This window comes from Streptomyces sp. NPDC003035, from assembly GCF_042888285.1.
GTDB lineage: Bacteria > Actinomycetota > Actinomycetes > Streptomycetales > Streptomycetaceae > Streptomyces.
In genome coordinates, this window is the sequence record NZ_JBIAPJ010000011.1 from 181,525 (window position 1) to 197,386 (window position 15,862).

General features: G+C 71.7%; 11 protein-coding genes and 2 pseudogenes. 8 read left to right on the plus strand and 5 right to left on the minus strand.

Features of this window, described 5'->3' with window-relative positions; genetic code table 11:
* Window positions 1–65: 65 nt before the first annotated feature.
* On the plus strand, window positions 66–311 hold the full coding sequence (locus ACFYV5_RS31045; protein ID WP_389173866.1) for a hypothetical protein: 246 nt from the start codon (window positions 66–68) through the stop codon (window positions 309–311).
* 47 nt (window positions 312–358) lie between these two features.
* Here ACFYV5_RS31045 and ACFYV5_RS31050 read toward each other — a convergent pair whose 3' ends face one another.
* From ACFYV5_RS31050 to ACFYV5_RS31060, 3 genes are all read right to left on the minus strand, one after another.
* Window positions 359–1,597, minus strand: coding sequence for a geranylgeranyl reductase family protein (locus ACFYV5_RS31050; RefSeq protein WP_389173869.1), 1,239 nt, complete (start codon window positions 1,595–1,597; stop codon window positions 359–361).
* Window positions 1,598–1,637: 40 nt separating this feature from the next.
* The gene (locus tag ACFYV5_RS31055; protein WP_389173872.1) at window positions 1,638–8,117 is read right to left on the minus strand and encodes an SDR family NAD(P)-dependent oxidoreductase; all 6,480 of its coding nucleotides are present in this window, start codon (window positions 8,115–8,117) and stop codon (window positions 1,638–1,640) included.
* A 573-nt stretch (window positions 8,118–8,690) separates the two neighbouring features.
* Window positions 8,691–9,842: a hypothetical protein gene (locus ACFYV5_RS31060; RefSeq protein WP_355112969.1), complete on the minus strand. Its 1,152-nt coding sequence runs from the start codon at window positions 9,840–9,842 to the stop codon at window positions 8,691–8,693.
* Window positions 9,843–10,462: 620 nt separating this feature from the next.
* On the opposite strand from ACFYV5_RS31060, the gene ACFYV5_RS31065 reads away from it, so the two are divergent.
* The 5 genes and pseudogenes from ACFYV5_RS31065 to ACFYV5_RS31085 all read left to right on the plus strand — a co-directional run bounded on the left by ACFYV5_RS31065 (window position 10,463) and on the right by ACFYV5_RS31085 (window position 12,958).
* Entirely contained in the window at window positions 10,463–10,825 is a 363-nt protein-coding gene (locus tag ACFYV5_RS31065; protein WP_389173876.1) for a hypothetical protein, read from the plus strand.
* Between the two features lie 152 nt (window positions 10,826–10,977).
* A pseudogene (locus ACFYV5_RS31070) lies at window positions 10,978–11,130 on the plus strand (IS5/IS1182 family transposase); the annotation flags it as partial.
* A 571-nt stretch (window positions 11,131–11,701) separates the two neighbouring features.
* Entirely contained in the window at window positions 11,702–12,025 is a 324-nt protein-coding gene (locus ACFYV5_RS31075; RefSeq protein ID WP_389173879.1) for a hypothetical protein, read from the plus strand.
* Between the two features lie 150 nt (window positions 12,026–12,175).
* Window positions 12,176–12,409 (plus strand): hypothetical protein, encoded by a 234-nt coding sequence (locus ACFYV5_RS31080; protein ID WP_389173882.1) that lies wholly within the window; start codon window positions 12,176–12,178, stop codon window positions 12,407–12,409.
* Between the two features lie 147 nt (window positions 12,410–12,556).
* A complete protein-coding gene (locus tag ACFYV5_RS31085; protein ID WP_389173885.1) occupies window positions 12,557–12,958 on the plus strand; it encodes a hypothetical protein in 402 nt (133 codons plus the stop codon).
* A gap of 156 nt (window positions 12,959–13,114) precedes the next feature.
* Here the strand turns inward: ACFYV5_RS31085 and ACFYV5_RS31090 are convergent, their stop codons facing one another.
* Together ACFYV5_RS31090 and ACFYV5_RS31095 are read right to left on the minus strand one after the other, a co-directional pair.
* Entirely contained in the window at window positions 13,115–13,864 is a 750-nt protein-coding gene (locus tag ACFYV5_RS31090; RefSeq protein WP_355112980.1) for a ZIP family zinc transporter, read from the minus strand.
* A 38-nt stretch (window positions 13,865–13,902) separates the two neighbouring features.
* On the minus strand, window positions 13,903–14,172 hold the full coding sequence (locus tag ACFYV5_RS31095; protein ID WP_389173888.1) for a hypothetical protein: 270 nt from the start codon (window positions 14,170–14,172) through the stop codon (window positions 13,903–13,905).
* Window positions 14,173–14,336: 164 nt separating this feature from the next.
* On the opposite strand from ACFYV5_RS31095, the gene ACFYV5_RS31100 reads away from it, so the two are divergent.
* Together ACFYV5_RS31100 and ACFYV5_RS31105 are read left to right on the plus strand one after the other, a co-directional pair.
* Window positions 14,337–14,720 (plus strand): YciI family protein, encoded by a 384-nt coding sequence (locus ACFYV5_RS31100; RefSeq protein WP_389173891.1) that lies wholly within the window; start codon window positions 14,337–14,339, stop codon window positions 14,718–14,720.
* 795 nt (window positions 14,721–15,515) lie between these two features.
* Window positions 15,516–15,854 (plus strand): annotated as a pseudogene (locus tag ACFYV5_RS31105) (ATP-binding protein); the annotation flags it as partial.
* Window positions 15,855–15,862 lie beyond the last annotated feature (8 nt).

A 15,862-nucleotide genomic window follows, 5' to 3' on the forward strand; every position in this document is an offset into this window, starting at 1 on the left:
AGGACCCCCGAGGCGCTGGGCGAGTCTGGCCTCAGTCCGTCCAACCAGGGGAGGAACTCAGCACCATGCGTCTGAAGATCGCAGGAGCACTCGGCGGGGCACTGGTCCTCGCGGCACTGACGGCCGGTTCGGCCCACGCCGGCTCATGGGGGGCAACGCCTGAGAACCGCGACATGTCCGTCAACGGCGGACCGTACACGTCACACAGCGTCAAGCTCGACGAGACGGCCGAGAACCGGGACATGTCCGTCAACGGCGGACCGTACGTGACCCACAGCGTCGCGCTCGACAATCCGACGCCGATCGGCTGACCCTGCCGTGGTCCGCCTGCCACGGGGGCAGGCGGACCACGCACTCCTCAGGACGCCGTGGACGCGAGCGGTGACGCGGATCCCGCGCCGCCGCACGGGGGCGTGGGCGACAGCCAGGTGCCGAGGGCGGCGGCCGCACGGGCGAGCGGTGTGGTCATGATGCCGGCGACGCTGGTGCGACCGGCGATGTAGTGGTCCAGGCTGCGCCACGCCGGGGGGAGGCGGGTGAGCGCGGTGTGGACGAGGCCGGGGTTGCGGGTGAAGAGGTCCATGAGGGTCCCGCTGGCGCGCATCTCGGTGCCGAGCGTGGCGTCGACCTGCCGTCCGTACCGGTCGATGGCCGCGTCGGCTTCCGCCTCGCCGGCGGCGGTGACGACACCGACCGCGGCAGAGCCCGCGAGCTCGCCGGAGCGCAGAGCGTAGGAAATCCCTTCGCGTGACCAGTGGTCGAGGAGTGCCGCCGCGTCGCCGGCGACCAGGACGCGCCCGCGTGCGAGGGGCGAGTCGGGGTGGCGGCAGCGGGTGAGGTGGCCGGTGTCGTGGAGGGGGCGGGGGCCGAGGAGTCCGTGGCGCTTGAGGAAGTCCTCCTTGTAGGCACGTAGGGCTTGTGGGTTGCCGCGGGCGGCGACCACGCCGGCGGTGCAGATGTCGCCTTTGGGGAAGACCCAGCCGAAGGAGCCGGGCAGGGGGCCCCACTCCATCAGCATGCGGCCCCGCCATCGGTCGGCTGTCCGTTCGTCGACCGGTACCTCGGCTTCCAGCGCCAGGTCGACCTGTGTGCACCGTACCCCTACGTGCCGGGCGACACGGCTGGCGCTGCCGTCGGCGCCGATGACGACGCGTGCGTGCAGGGTTTCGCCGCGGTTCGTCCGGACGGCGACGGTGTCGCCGTCCTGGTCCAGGCTGTTCAAGGCGGTCGAGTCCCGGACCTCTGCGCCCGCCGCGGCAGCGGCTTCGGTCAGCGCCTGGTCGAGTTCACTGCGGTAGACCATGACGCACGTCGGCGATGCGGAGGTGAGGGTGCGTTCCCTGCGTCCGTTGTGGGTGAAGGTGAACCGGCCCGCTGTGTCATAGGTGCGCAGGGGCAGGCCGGGGGGCAGAGCGGCGAGAGAGGCACCGATGAGGCCTCCGCCGCAGGTCTTGTAGCGGGGGATGGCCGCGCGCTCCAGGAGCAGGGTGCGCAGGCCGTGTTCTGCGGAGACGCGGGCGGCGGTGGCGCCGGCGGGGCCGGCACCGACGACGATCACGTCCCAGGCGCCTGGAGCGGGGAGGGGTGTTCGGGACATAGGAGGCTCACCTCGGCGTCGGTAGGGGTACGGGGGCGGGTCAGCCGCGGATGTCGGCGGAGGCGACCGGTGTCGCGCCGGGGAGGCGGTCGTCCTGATCCTGCTCCGGGTGGATACGGGCCAGGAGGTAGCGGGTGAGCGCGGAGGCCGTGGGATGGGTCCACATCACGGTCGTGGGGACGGCCAGGGCCAGATCGCGCTGAAGGCGGTTGCGCAGGGCCATGGCCATGAGGGAGTCCAGGCCGAGCGTGACGAGCGACGTGCCGGCGTCGAACCGGTCGGCCGGCAGGCGCAGGACCGTCGCGATGTGCTCGAGGACCCGGGACTCCAGGAGGTGGTGGCGCTGTCGGGGGCTGTCGGTCTCTCGCAGGGACCGCAGCAGGACGCTGCCGCTGTCGGCCTGGTCCGCCGCCCCGGTGTGCGCGGCGAGTTCGGCGAAGAAGGCCAGGCGGCCGGTGGCCGGGAACGACTCCAGCCAGCGCGGCACGTCGGCCGGGGTGTACGCGGTGCGGTCGCGGTCGTGGGCGAGGACGCGTTCCAGGGCGGCGATGCCTTCCTCGGGCGTGATCATGGCGTAACCGCGCTGCTCCATGACCGCGCCGCGGCCGACCTCCGCCCAGGGTCCCCAGTTGACGCAGGTGGCCGGGAGCCCCTGGGACCGGCGCCAGGAGGTGAACTCGTCGAGCCAGCCGTTGGCGGCCGCGTAGGCGCCCTGTCCGGGGTTGCCGAGGAGGGAGGCGGCGGAGGAGAAGGTGACCCACCAGTCCAACTCCTGGCCGCGCGTGGCGTCGTGCAGCTGCCAGGCCCCGGTCGCCTTGGGGCGCCAGACCTTCTCCAGGAGGGCCGGGGTGAGGTTGGCGACGGTGGCGTCCTCGACGACGGCCGCGGCGTGGACGATGCCGCGCAGCGGGTGGCCCGTGTCCAGGGCGGCCCGGACGAGGGTCTCGGCGACGCCCGGCTCGGCGAGATCCCCCCGCACGACCTCCACGCGGGTGCCGAAGTCGGCGGTGAGGGCGTCGAGAGCGGTGCGGGTGGCCGGGGTGGGAGCGCTGCGGGAGGTGAGCACGACGGCCGCGGCGCCTCGCTCGGCCAGCCACCGGGCCACCAGGAGCCCCAGTCCGCCGAGGCCGCCCGTGACCAGGTAACTGGCTTCGGAGCGTACGACGGGGACGTCCTCCGGTCGCACGGGCAGGGTGTCGGTGCCCTCGGCGGGCCAGGTGAGGACGAGTTTGCCCGTGTGCCGGGCGGAGGCCATGGTGTGGAAGGCCGACGACGCCTCGGTGACGGGGTGCTCGGTGACGGGCAGCAGCGGCAGGGTGCCGTCCGCGAGCATGCCGGACAGCTCGCGGTAGCCCTCGGCGAGGAGTTCCGGGTCCTCCCGCGTCATCATCAGCACGTCGACGCCGGCGAAGGTGACGTTGCGGCGGAAAGGCAGCAGTCCGAGCCGGGTGTTGGCGTAGATGTCCCTCTTGCCGAGTTCGAGGAACCGGCCCCGGTGCGCCAGCAGATCGAGGCTCGCGGACTGCGCCGGGCAGGTGAGGGAGTTGAGGACGACATCGACGCCGCGGCCCTGGGTGAGGTCGCGTACCTGGTCGGCGAAGTCGAGGCCGCGGGAGTCCATGACATGGTCGATGCCGAGGCCGCGCAGGTACTCCCGCTTGGCCTCGCTCCCGGCGGTGGCCAGGACCTCGGCTCCGCAGGCTCGGGCGAGGTTCACCGCGGCCAGGCCGGTGCCGCCGCTCGCCGAGTGGATGAGCACCTTCTCGGCCGGCTTGAGGCGGGCGAGGTGCCGCAGGGTGTACCAGGCGGTCAGGTAGGCGCACGGCAGGGCGGCGGCGTCCTGCGCGCTCACCCCGTCCGGCACGGGCAGAAGGCAGTCGGCCCGGACGGTCGCGAACGAGGACATGAGGGCTGTCTGCCGGGTGTCGACGAACATGGCGGCGACGCGGTCGCCCGGCCGCACGTTCCGCACCCCGTCCCCGACCGCTGTGACGACGCCGGCGCCGTCGAAGGCGGAGACCTCCGCGCTCTCCTCGCCGTCCGCGTCGAAGCGCTGGTAGACGCCCATGGCCTGGAGGACGTTGATGAAGTTGACGCTGGTCGCGTCGAGCCGGACCTCGACCTCGTCGGGTCCGGGCCCGCGGCGGGGCTGGGCGACGAGCTCGAAGGAGTCGAGGTCGCCGGGGCGGGCGAGGTGGAGGGCCACCCGGTCGTGTGCGTGGTCGACGGAGGCGCGGCGGCGCTCGCCCTCGGTGAGGGGGGTGTTGCGCAGCCGGGCGAGGTGGCGGGTGCCTTCGCGGTAGGCGATCTCGTCCTGTTCCGCGGGGCAGGACAGCAGTTCCGCCGCGATGTCCGCGACCGGGGTGCGGGAATCGGTGTCCAGGATGCCGGGGCGCAGTTCGGGGTGCTCGTAGCTCAGCACCCGTACGAGCCCGCGCAGTCCGGCCTGCGCGAGGTCGGGCCGGTCCGTCCCGGTGACGTACTGCGCCGTGGCGGTGACGGTCCACAGCCGTGGCCCGTTCCCGTCGGTGGCATCGTGCGCGAGGCTCCGGGCCGTCTCGGTCAGCCGGGCGACCTGCTGACGCGCCTGGCCGTCGGGCGACGCCGCGGTGGATCCGGTGCCGGAGGCCGGCAGGTACACCACGGCCTGCGGTGCCGGTGTCTGCGCCCCCGGCGCGGCGGGCGTCGCGGACGGAGTGGGTTCGGACGTCAGCGTACGGAGGCCGACCGTGGCGCCGTGCTCCTCCAGGGCTCGCCCGAGGTCGGCGGCGTACGTCTCGCGCCCGGGTTCGGCGAGGAGGATCCAGGTGCCGGGCACGGTGGCCGGCGCGGAGCGTTCGCTGGGCTCCCAGACGGCCCGGAGCAGCCGGTCGGCGAAGCGTTCCTCGGCGCTCTGGGCGGGCACATGGGTGAACTCCACGCCGGTGGCGTCGGCGGCCACCGCCCCGTCGTCGGCCCAGAGGCGGAAGTCGGCCGTGTAGCGGCCGTCGGCGATCTGCCGGAGCGTGACCTGGCAGTGGCCGCTGAGGGGGATGGGGCCGTAGAGGCGGAGCTCTTTGATACGCCGGGGCAGGATGCCTCCGTCAGGGACGTCTCCGGTGCGCAGGACGGCGGCCGCGACGGTCTGGAGGCACGCGTCCAGCATGACGGGGTGGCAGCGCAGGCTCCGCGCACCGGCGCGGCCCTCGTCCGGTACCCGCAGACGGGCCAGCAGGCGGGTGCCGGGTCGGTCCGGCGGTGTGCCGTCCGAGAACAGCGTCCGCAGGCCGCGGAAGGGCGGACCGTGGTGCACTCCGCGCTCGTCGCGCATCTGCCGGTAGACGTCCTCGGTGTCCACGGCGTGCGGGAACGCGGCGGTCAGCTGGGGATCGAGGCCTTGCGGGACGGGGTCGTCGTCGGGCGCGAGGTGCAGCTGCGCCTCCGCGTGCCGTACGGAGGTGCCGTCGCCGTTCGTGCTGGCCACGTGCCAGCGGGCGCTGTCCGGGCCGGTCGTCTCGGCGGTGGCGGTGACGCGGGTGCCGTCGGGGGCGGGCAGCAGGAGCCGTTGCAGGTCGACGCCGGTGAGGCGCACGCGCTGCGGGCCGCACCCGTACAGGTCGGTGGCGGCGGCGACCGCCATCTCGCACAGTGCGGCGCCGGGAACCACCGCGACGTCGTCGACCCGGTGAGTGTCCAGCCAGGGCAGGGTGGACGGGGTGAGGCGGCTCTGCCAGAGGTGGCGGCCCTCACCGTCCGGATCCGCGGTGTGCGGCCCGGTGAGGGGGTGGACGGCGACGGAGGAACGGGCTCCCGACGTCTGCCGCAAAGGGGAGGGGGGAAGGACGTGGCGAGTCCGCTCCCAGGTGGTGGGCGGGAGGTCGACCAGCGCGCCGTCACGGTAGCGGTCGGCCCAGTCGAGGGGGTGGCCCGCGCAGTGCAGCGCCGCGACCTGGGTGTGGAACGCCAGCATGTCGTCGGTGTCACGCAGCAGGGAGGGTACGACCGCGGTGCCGGTGTGGCCGTGGGCGGTGAGGGTCGCCTGCACCGGGTGGACCAGGACCGGGTGCGGGCCGAGCTCGACGAACAGCCGGTGGCCGTCCTCCGCGGCCGCGCGGACCGCGTCGGCGAAGCGGACGACGCGGCGGAGGTTGTCCGACCAGTAGCCGGCGTCGAGGGCGCCGTGGGCGCGGGGGTCGTCGGTGACGGTGCTGTAGAAGGCGGTGTGCGGTGCCCGGCCGGTGACGTCGGCGAGTGCGCGGCCGAGGTCGGGCAGGATCGGGTCCATGTGGGCGGTGTGCGAGGCGACGTCCACCTCGACCACGCGGATGCCGATACCGCTCGCGTCCCATTCCTCGGCGAGCCGGCGGATACGGTCCGCGTCGCCGCCGATGACGGTGTTGTCGGGTGAGGCGACGACCGCGACGGTCACTCCGGCGACGGCCTGCTCGGCGAGGAGCCGTTCCACCTCGGCCCGGCCGAGGGCCACCGACGCCATGAGGCCCTGGCCGGCGGCCCGCAGGATCAGCCGCGAGCGGCGGCAGATGACCCGTACCCCGTCGTGGACGCTGAGCGCGCCCGCGGTCACGGCGGCGGCGACCTCACCCATGGAGTGGCCGATCACGGCCGCCGGTTCGACGCCGTGGGACCGCCACATCGCCGCCAGGCCGAGCTGGACGGCGAAGATCACCGGCTGCACGCGGTCGAAGCCCGTCACCACCTCGGGGCACAACAGGGTCCGGCGCAGGGAGAAACCGGACTCCTCGGCGACGAGGGGTTCGAGCTCGTCGATGACCCGGGTGAACTCGGGATTCCGGTCCAGCAGGTGCCGGCACATGCCGGCCCACTGGGAGCCGTGTCCGGAGAAGACCCACACCACACGCTGCCCGGCCTCGGGCAGCGCCCGGCCGGTCGCCGTCCCGGCCGACGACGCGGTACCCGCCGCCAACTCCTCCAGGCGCGCGACGAGTTCGGAACGGTCGACGGCTACGACGGCGGCCCGTTCGCGGGCGGGCGAGCGGCGTACGGCCAGGGTGTGCGCGACATCTGCCAGCGGGGTCCGCGCTCCCTCCTCCTTCAGCCAGCGGGCCAGGCCGTCGGCGGCGGACCGCAGGGCGCCGGGTGTGCCGGCGGAGAGGGGGAAGACCCGCGGGATCTCCTCCTCGGCTCCTTCCCGGGCCGATCCGCGGGGCGGGGCTGGGCGGACGGCGCTCCGTGCGGGGGAGGACGTCGGCGGTTGTTCCAGGATGACGTGGACGTTGGTGCCGCTGATGCCGAAGGAGGACACAGCGGCCAGCCGGGCGCCGTCCCGGACCGGCCACTCGGTGGTGTCCGTGGGGACGAACAGCCGGGTGCCACGGGGGTCGATCTGCGGGTTCCAGTTGTTGAAGTGCAGGCTGGCGGGGACCAGACCGTGGCGCAGGGAGGCGATGGCCTTGAGCATGCCCGCCACGCCCGACACCGGTTCGGTGTGGCCGATGTTCGTCTTCACCGAGCCCAGGGCGCACCGGTCACGGCCTTTTCCGTAGACCGCGGCCACGGCGGCGAACTCGATCGGGTCGCCCACCGCCGTTCCCGGGCCATGGGCCTCGATCATGCCGACGTCGGCGGCTTCGACGCCCGCGCGACGCAGTGCCAGGTGGTACAGGTCGATCTGCGCCGGCTCGGAAGGGGCGCTCAGCCGGGTGCCGCGGCCGTTCTGGTTGACGGCGGTCCCGCGCACCACGGCCAGGACCCGGTCCCCGTCGCGTACGGCGTCGGAGAGACGCTTGAGGACGACCACGCCGCAGCCTTCTCCCCGGACGTAGCCGTCGGCGGCGGCGTCGAAGGCGTGACAGCGGCCGGTGGGGGAGAACACGCCCCACAGGGCGGGGGCGATGACGCCTTCGGGCCCCAGGGTCAGCATGGCGGCCCCGGCCAGGGCGACATCGGACTCGCCGGTACGCAGGCTCTGGCAGGCGGTGTGCACGGCGGCGAGCCCGGAGGCGCAGGCGGACTCCACGACCAGCTGAGGGCCCTTCAGGTCGAGCATGAACCCGACGCGGCCCGGCCCGATGCTGTCGAACCCGGTGTACATCGCATAGGCGTTGGTCTCCTCCAACGACCGCTGGACGCGCAGCATGTAGTCCTTCTGGTAGATCCCGAAGAACATGCCGGTGGCTGTCCCCGCCAGCCGCTGGGTGGGGATGCCGGAATGCTCGACGGCCTCCCAGACGACCTCGGAGAGCAGGCGGTGCTCAGGGTCCACCCAGGGGGCCTCCTGCGCGTTGATGCCGAAGAACTCCGGCTCGTAGGCGTAGACATCGTCGTCGAGGAAGCAGCCGTACCGCAGGCGGGCGGCGACCTCGGCGGGCAGACCTGCCAGTTCCGCTTGTCCCCACCGCTCCGCGGGCACCTCCCGCATCGTCTCCCGCCGTGCCAGCAGCAGCCGCCACAGCGAGGTGAGGGAGCGGACCTGACCGGGGAACCGGCAAGCGGCTCCGATGACGGCGATCGGTACGTCCTGTCCTGCTCCGGGATCCTCGACGGTGGGGTGTGCACGCATGCGCTGTCCGTTCTCTGCCGCGAGGGCGCGAGGCGGATGCCGGGTGCCGGCATGCCCTCCATGACGCCCTGAGTCGATCTTGGTTACACCGGCTATCTCGGCACACCGCGGGACGTTCTTCAGGGACAGGCAGGGGTGCACGGGAGCGCGTCGGTGGGTGAGCGCACCTCCCCACGCAGCGAGTTCAGCCGTACGGCCGGGCTCTTGAAAGATCATCGGACGCGCACGCCGTACGCGCCGGACCGGCGTCGCTGGGCATGGTCAACGGCACACACGCGACCTTCTGACGGGGCACGACGGCGTGGCCCGGACGGTCGGCCGTCCGGACCACGCCGTTCGGGCGTCTCGGGGCGCTCCCGATCACGTGGGGGCGCGGAGCCGCGCCGGTGCCCGCCGGATCCTCACACCGAGCCGCGCCACGCGCCCGTCTCCTGGCCGCCGCGCTCTTCGATGAACGACTTGAACCGCTTGAGATCGCCCCCCAGCCGCGCACCGGTGTGGCCCCCACGGCGGCGGGGGAGGTGATCCTGTACGTCGACGACGACGACGCACCGCCCGGTCCCATCCGGCCCTCTATCGGTTCGGGCCGCGGAAGAGGGCGAGTGTCTTCGTGAGGGTTTTCAGCGGTGAGGTGTCCTGCTCGGCCGCAGCCGGCGTGGGCGTCCGGGACGCGTCGTTGCCGCTGGTTGCCTCGGCGAGCGCGGCGAGCGCCGACTCGGCCGCCTCACGGTACAGGTCACAGGATGCCGTCATGGCCTCGAGCGCCTTGGCATACTTGGTGACCATGGCCCGTGCGTGGACAAGCTCCTCGTCCGGGGTGAGCAGGTGCCAGCCTTGGCGCAGCCGTGTCAGGACCTGCTCGGCGTCGGCCGGCAGAGGTCGCGGCAGTGAGGCGAACTCCGCGATCCTCTGGAGGAGTTCGGTCGGTTCCGTACCGTCCAGGAAGACATCGCGTACGGTGAAGCGCTCCGCGTCGTAGCCCGGGACCTGGGGCGTCGGGGGCAGGACGACGGCCCCACCGCGCGGCAGCCCCACGCCCAGCTCACGCTTCATCGCGAAGTCGGCGATCAGCGCCTGCTCGGGCGTGGCCCGGTGCTCGACCACCTGGTGCCGCAGGCTCGGCGGCAGGAACGCCGTGATCGGCCGCCGCCCCCGCGCGTCCGGCGTCATCGCCTCGTGCACCACGACATGGATGAACCAGCTCTGCCGGGCGCAGCCCCGCAGCAGGCGCCGCAACTCGCCGTCGTCCTTCGGCAGGTGGTTCGTCGTCCGCAGACGCACGCCTGGCACCGTCTCGTGATCCCAGGCGACCTGGTCGCTGTCGGGCCAGAACACGGTGGCGGGTGAGGGCCAGCTCGCTTCCCACGCCCGCTCCGCCTCGGCGGCGAGCACCCAGGTGACACCCTCGCTCTCGACGCGGCGGGACTCCGGCTCGTACGTGGTCAGTTGGGCGCGCACTGTGACACCGTCGGCCACGCGCCAGCGGGCCTCGAAGAGCCGGCGGGCAGACGGGCCGGGGTCGGCGGACTCATCCCGAGGGAAAAGATCGGTCGAGCGGGCCGCCTCGATCGGGTCGAGGTCCAGGAAACCGTCGATCACCCCGGCCGCCTTGAGGGCGATCAGGTTGCGCCGGACGTCCCGCTCGGCCGCGGGCCCGAGGTGACGCCCACGCCCGAGCCACACGGTGTCGGGGACAGTGGTCGATGAAGAGCTGCTCTTGGCCATGGAACCGTCCAGTGAGTGATCAGGGCTCAACCAGTATGGTCCGCGACCCGAGCGGCGGAGTCCATCCACCCTGTCCTGGACGCGGCCGAGGAGCCGCTTTCGCCGACCTGGGGGCGGGGACTGGCTCACCGACCACTACACCGAGGCGCTCGTCGAGCTCATCGCCGTGAAGGCCGAGCATCGGACGGCCGCCAAGAAAACCACGCGGAAGCGAGCGGCCCAGGCTCCGGCAGGCGGCTGGCCGGCCTACGCCTCCTACGGCCGGGGCTCGCGCACGCGTCAGGGGCCGGGCCTGCGGCCCTGCGGGCCGACTGCCACGGTGACCTCGGTTGACGATCATGTCGAGCCCCGGCCGGCACGCCGGGCGGGCCGTGCCGGCCGGGCAGGAACAGCCTGCCCTTCGCGGGCCCCCGTATCGACCGGGTCACACCTGGACCAGGCGGCCCACCCCTGGTCTTCCGGCCACCGGAGCGGGAGTTGTCGGCCGAGGAGGTGGTCGACCCGGCCCCGGGCAAGCGGAAGTAGCTCGAACACCCCGTATCAGCACTGTCACACCCCTACCGCCCGCACCCCGCCCAGGCAGACAATCGCTCATCCATCCACGCACACAAGGACAGCCCATGACGAACCCGTACCAGCAGCCGCAACAGCAGAGCCCGTACGTCACCGCGCCTGTCATGCCGACGATGCGGCCGCGCATGTTCAACTCCACGGTGGCGAAGGTGATCTGGACACTTGTCCCGATCATCACGATCAGCATCGGCTCGGCGATCCCGTTCGTCGTCGCCGCAGTGAAGGGTGTCGTCAAGCCGTGGGTGGCCGTCGTGTACGTCGTTGTCGAGGTGCTCATCCTGGGTATCTCGACCGCTGCGGCCCCGGAGGGCGAGAGCCCGTTCATCGGGCTGTTGCTGATCCTGCTGATCGCTACCTCGGCGACGCACACGGCGCTGCTCGACAGTGACAAGGTCACCATCGGTAAGTAGCAGCGAAGGACCGCTGTTCGTCACTGGCGCGCCCTGGCGTGGACGCATCCCATTCGCGCTTCATGGCTGCCGCGCGCTACCGGAACGGAGACCCCCGCCGACAAGCACGGCGGGGGTCTCGCGCGTTCGTGCCGGCTACGGCGCGCCGGCACAACGGCACGCACGCCCAGATCCGCTGCCTCGGCGAGCAGATCATGGCCATTCTGATGGGCCGGCGCCTCCTACGGAAGCTCCGCTGCAGCACCAACCGCATCACAGCGATCGTTCAGGCCGTCCTCGCCCTTCATCACGCGTCAGCGTTGCGGCAGGACCGGGTAAGACGGCGCCGCAAGATCGGGTTGTGGGCAGGGGCGGGGGTGTTCCTGGCCAGTGGGTTCGCGTTGTGGTTGTTCGACGTCACGGCTGGTGAGCGGCTTGCGAACGAGCCGTTCGCACCGGGGCTCCTTGAGGAGGCGTTGTGGCCCGACACCTGGCCACTCACCACCGGACTGCCTTTCCGGGGCTCTCCTGCGGCCGGCTGGGACAGGACCGACGTGGCGAGCAGCATGCTGCCCCCCGCCCTGGTCCGCCCCGTCGGCGGGCTCAGCGCAGATCAGGTCACCACCGGCTTGGACACGGTGCGCGACTTCGTGAGAGTGGCCAATGTCTCCGACGAGGTACTGACCGGCGAGCGAGCGCCCTGAGAGGGCTCTCGCTCTTCTCGCCCCCGGCGATCCCGCCCGCCGCGAACGGGAAGCCGCCCTCGCTCACCCTTCGCAGAGCCGCAGCCCCCTGGAGACGTTCACCCGCTTCGATCCCGGCGAGGTTCTCGTCCTGGAGGACACCAGGGCCCAGGGCTCGATGACCTACGAGGCCACGCCGGCCGGGGAACTTCTCGTGCATGCCGACTACCCTTTCGTCTACGCCGTCATCAAGACCGAGGGCGGCTGGGAGGTCCGCCCCGGCCGCGACGAAGTGTCCAGGGTGGTCGTACGGCGACAGCTGAGCGCGACGGTGCGGGACGGGAAGCTCGTACTGGGCCCCTCCAGGCACGTGATCGCCAACGATGCCTATGCCGCGCCGGAGGACGGCTTCATCCATCCGCTCTTCTCCAAGGAGGCGGCCAAGGTGAAGGGCGGCAAGCGGTTCGACCCGTACGCCGCCCATGCGTTTCTCGCCGGCGCGCCCCCTGGCACCTGTCTGACTCCCACCCGCACCTGACACCTCCCTTGCCTCGGACACCCCCGCATCCCCTCAGGGGCTCCTGACCCCCAGCGTTGAGCTTGGCCGTCCCCGGTGACCTGCCGGGGAGGCTTCTGCTTCACCTGATCGCGATGACCGACGGAAGCGCACCAACCAAGGCAGAAGGCCGTGCGCCGCTGGGAACACCTGGGCTCGCTCGCGTACCGCGGACGCCGTCACGCCTTCGGCTACCGCATCTTCGACTCCCCGGCAGGGAGTGTTGAATCCACGGTGTTCGTCCGCGCGCTGCTCGACATCGAGCCGGGCGACGCGACAGGGCTGGTCGCCGACGAGCTCGTGGCGAGCCCTCCGAGACCGGGCAACCCCAGGCCGCGCCTGGCCTGTCGGGTCAGTGGAGCTTGAGCCCGCACGCTCGGAAGACTGTACGAACCCGCGTGCCGTGGGACTGCTCCGGCGACGTCCCCGAAGGGCACCTCGAAGGCGCCTCCTCCCGGCGGTACGCCGAGCCACTCCCCGCGGCTGGTGCCGCGCAGAGTCCCCCATACGGCGATGACGTCGTTCCCGAGGGAGCACTCACGACGAAGCGGGATCACCGCCCGCGTCCGCCGCCGACTCCTCGCCTACCGAGCGATCGAGTTCTCGTCCACGCACCTCCTGGGCGACCCCGGCCCCGGCGAGGAATGCCTGCTCCTCGTCCACATCCGCCAGGTCGTCGGCCAGGTCCGCTACCGGATGTGCCCTGAGTGCGCCCAGGGCGTCATCACCGCCGTCACCATCGACGAGCGCTTCCACAGCACCGGTCTGGGCACCCGGGCGCTTTCTCACCTGCGTTCCCGCCACCCGGGAATCACCTGGCGCAGCACTCTGAGCAGGCGCGTCCCACGTGATCTCCTGCGCCGCATGCGCATTCCCGATCTGACCGGCCCGTCCGCCGCCCCGACGTGCTTGTGAAGCACCGTGGTTTACGCGAGAGCAAGGCGGCTGGAGGCGGCACAACTTCCAGACTCCGGTCATTGAACCCGGTGGGCTACCGGCGAACCGCCCCCTCACCGCCGCGCATCGGAGCACAAGGTCCGCGGGGTCCCATCCCTGCCCCCGCGCCCGCCCTTACAGATGAGACAGGGCGAACGCGGACAAGAATCCGACGACGGTGACCAGCCCGGTCAGCAGGTGCACCTTGCTGTAAGCCTCGGGAATCATCGTGTCCGCGATCATCGCCAGGATCGCGCCACCGGCTACGGCCGTGATCACCGCCATCACCGCCGCGGACGTCCCGCCCAGCAAGGCGTACCCGGCCAGCGCAGCCAGACCGCTGATCACAGCGATGCTTCCCCACAAAGCGAACACGTACCTGTGGCTGCGACCGGCACTGCGCATCCCGGCGGCACTGGCCAGGCCCTCGGGGAGGTTACTGATGAACACGGCCCCCACCGTCGCCACTCCCAACTGTCCGCCGCCCAGCAGACTGGTGCCGATGACCACGGACTCCGGGATCCCGTCCAGCAGTGCCCCCAGGGCGATGGCGTTGCCCGACCCCGGCGCCTCCGCCTCGGACGGCTGCTGATCCCCGGAGCGTTTCCGGTGCTGGGCACCGCGCCGCGCCAACAGGGCGTTGGCTCCCGAGTACACGGCCGCACCGCCGACCGCCCCGGCCACCACCGGCCACATCCCGGAGCGTTCGTACGCCTCGGCGATCAGCTCGAACGACACCGCGGCCATCAGCACACCGCTGCCGAAGGCCATGACCAGGGCGATCAGCCGGGGCGGGACCCGCACGAGCGAGCCGACAGTGGCCCCCACCAGCAGAGCCGCGCCCGCGAACAGGCCCCACCCACCCGCAACCAACGCTCCCGCCACAACCGCTCCTTCCCACGCCGCCGACAGATGCACCCCGCCTACCCGCCAGACAAGAGAACACCAAGGTGTCTTCGGACGGCTGCACGGGTGCGCTGGACGGTGGAGCTGTCGGCCATTCGCACCGCGAGTGTCACGCCGCGGTCGATCTGGCCGCGGATCCGGCCGGCGAGGGTGACGGCCAGGTCGAGGAGCGCGGCCAGGCACTTGTCGAGCTCTCCGCCTTTGTACGCCCCGGCGTTCTGCTTCTGCCAGCCGTCACCGCCCGGCGTGCTGTGGGCCCAGGCACCGGAACCACCAGTGAGGACCATGACACGCGGCTTGAGGGGTGCCCGCGGCTTCGTGCTGCCCCACGGTTGTTTCCGTCGATTTGGTACTGGGGGTGCCGATGAGTTTTGTGGCGCCTGGCTGTCTACCTCTTTGCAAGTTCGAGAAGCCCAGCAGCCGCCCCGGAAGGGTGAGGAAAATGAAGTACATGATCCAGATGAATGTGCCTGCCGACGAGTGGGACGCCATCATGTCGTCGTACTCCAAGGAGGACATGGAGGCCATGTTTGCCCACATGGGCGCTCTCAACGACGACCTCACTGCCGCTGGGGAATGGGTGGAGGGACAGGGCCTCGGCGGCCCCTCACTGGTCAAGACGGTACGGGCCGGAAGCGACGGGCGGCCGCAGGTCACCGACGGGCCGGCCCAGGCGGGACATATTCTGGCTGGGTATTGGGTGGTCGACGTCAAGAACGAGGACCGGGCCCTGGAGATCGCCGCACGGGCGTCGGCGTGCCCCGGCCCGGGCGGGAAGCCCGGCAGCGACCCGGTCGAAGTGCACCCGATCCCCGAGGACCCGACCCGGGCCTGAGCCGAGGAGGCCGTGTCCAGCTGGGGCGTCGTGACACCGGCGAAGCCCTCGACACGACCTTGGCGTGGCCCGGCCTTGTCGCGGAGATCGGCGACCGCGACGGGCCGGGACAGCATCTGCCGGCATCCGCTTGGCACGGGAGTGCCCCGCCCGCGTGGAGTGGCATCCCGGGGCCGGCCCACGGCGAGCCCCCGCCGGGGTGTGCTTGGCGGGGAACTGGGCGTTGCTGGCCCTGAGGTTCCCGCTCCCGATGCGACGACGCTCAAACGGGCTGCGGCGGCGGCCGCGGACGACCCCGGCCTACGGCCGCTCGTCGTCTCCGCCCGCATGGCGGTTTCCGCCCGGACGTCGAGGCCCGGCTCGCCCAGATCGACCGGGCCGCCACCCGGCACGTGCTCGCGAGGCGCCCGGAGAACACCAGCAAGTCGTACCGCGGCGACTGGAGTGTGTGGCTGCGGTATGCGCGGAGACCGCGCTGTTGCCGTTGTCAGCTACCCGTGTAGTCGCACCTCGCTTTTTGCGCCCGGTCCGGCCATGGTGACACCGAGGCCGACCGTCGGGATGGTGCGTTCGATGTTCCAGCGATGACGGCCGAACCGCTGTGAGGAGTCGACGCCCGCATCCCGGTGCCGTCCTGATCGCAGGTGGCCCGCAGCTGTTGGAGGTGGCCGCCGACCTGGTGGCTCTATAGACGACAAGTGACTCCAGCCGGAAGGTGACTTCTGACTCCACTTGGTGTGGGTGGAGTTCGTGTTGATGAGTTTCGACTCCAGTGGAGGGCTGGTGGTGGGAGGCAACGAACTCGTCGAAGCCGCCGATGAGAAACTCCTCGCCAAGACCATCGCCCGCTACGGCCGCGTCGACCTTCTCTGTATTGACGAGCTGGGCTACATGGAACTGGACCGGCGTGGTGCCGAACTCCTCTTCCAGGTTTTGACCGAGCGTGAGGAGAAGAGCTCTGTGGCGATAGCCTCCAACGAATCGTTTGGAGGCTGGACCAAGACCTTCACCGATCCCCGGCTCTGCGCGGCCATCGTGGACCGGCTCACCTTCGGCGGCAACATCATCGAGACCGGCACCGAGTCATACCGCCTCGCCCACACCAAGGCCCAGCAGCAGCTCAAGGCCATCTGAACCAGGGC

What these genes read in the sequence shown, in the direction of transcription:
- ACFYV5_RS31045 (WP_389173866.1), top strand. Translation starts at nt 66, where the DNA reads ATGCGTCTGAAGATCGCAGGAGCACTCGGCGGGGCACTGGTCCTCGCG.
- ACFYV5_RS31050 (WP_389173869.1), bottom strand. Translation starts at nt 1,597, where the DNA reads ATGTCCCGAACACCCCTCCCCGCTCCAGGCGCCTGGGACGTGATCGTC.
- ACFYV5_RS31055 (WP_389173872.1), bottom strand. Translation starts at nt 8,117, where the DNA reads ATGCGTGCACACCCCACCGTCGAGGATCCCGGAGCAGGACAGGACGTA.
- ACFYV5_RS31060 (WP_355112969.1), bottom strand. Translation starts at nt 9,842, where the DNA reads ATGGCCAAGAGCAGCTCTTCATCGACCACTGTCCCCGACACCGTGTGG.
- ACFYV5_RS31065 (WP_389173876.1), top strand. Translation starts at nt 10,463, where the DNA reads ATGACGAACCCGTACCAGCAGCCGCAACAGCAGAGCCCGTACGTCACC.
- ACFYV5_RS31085 (WP_389173885.1), top strand. Translation starts at nt 12,557, where the DNA reads ATGACGTCGTTCCCGAGGGAGCACTCACGACGAAGCGGGATCACCGCC.
- ACFYV5_RS31095 (WP_389173888.1), bottom strand. Translation starts at nt 14,172, where the DNA reads ATGGTCCTCACTGGTGGTTCCGGTGCCTGGGCCCACAGCACGCCGGGC.
- ACFYV5_RS31100 (WP_389173891.1), top strand. Translation starts at nt 14,337, where the DNA reads ATGATCCAGATGAATGTGCCTGCCGACGAGTGGGACGCCATCATGTCG.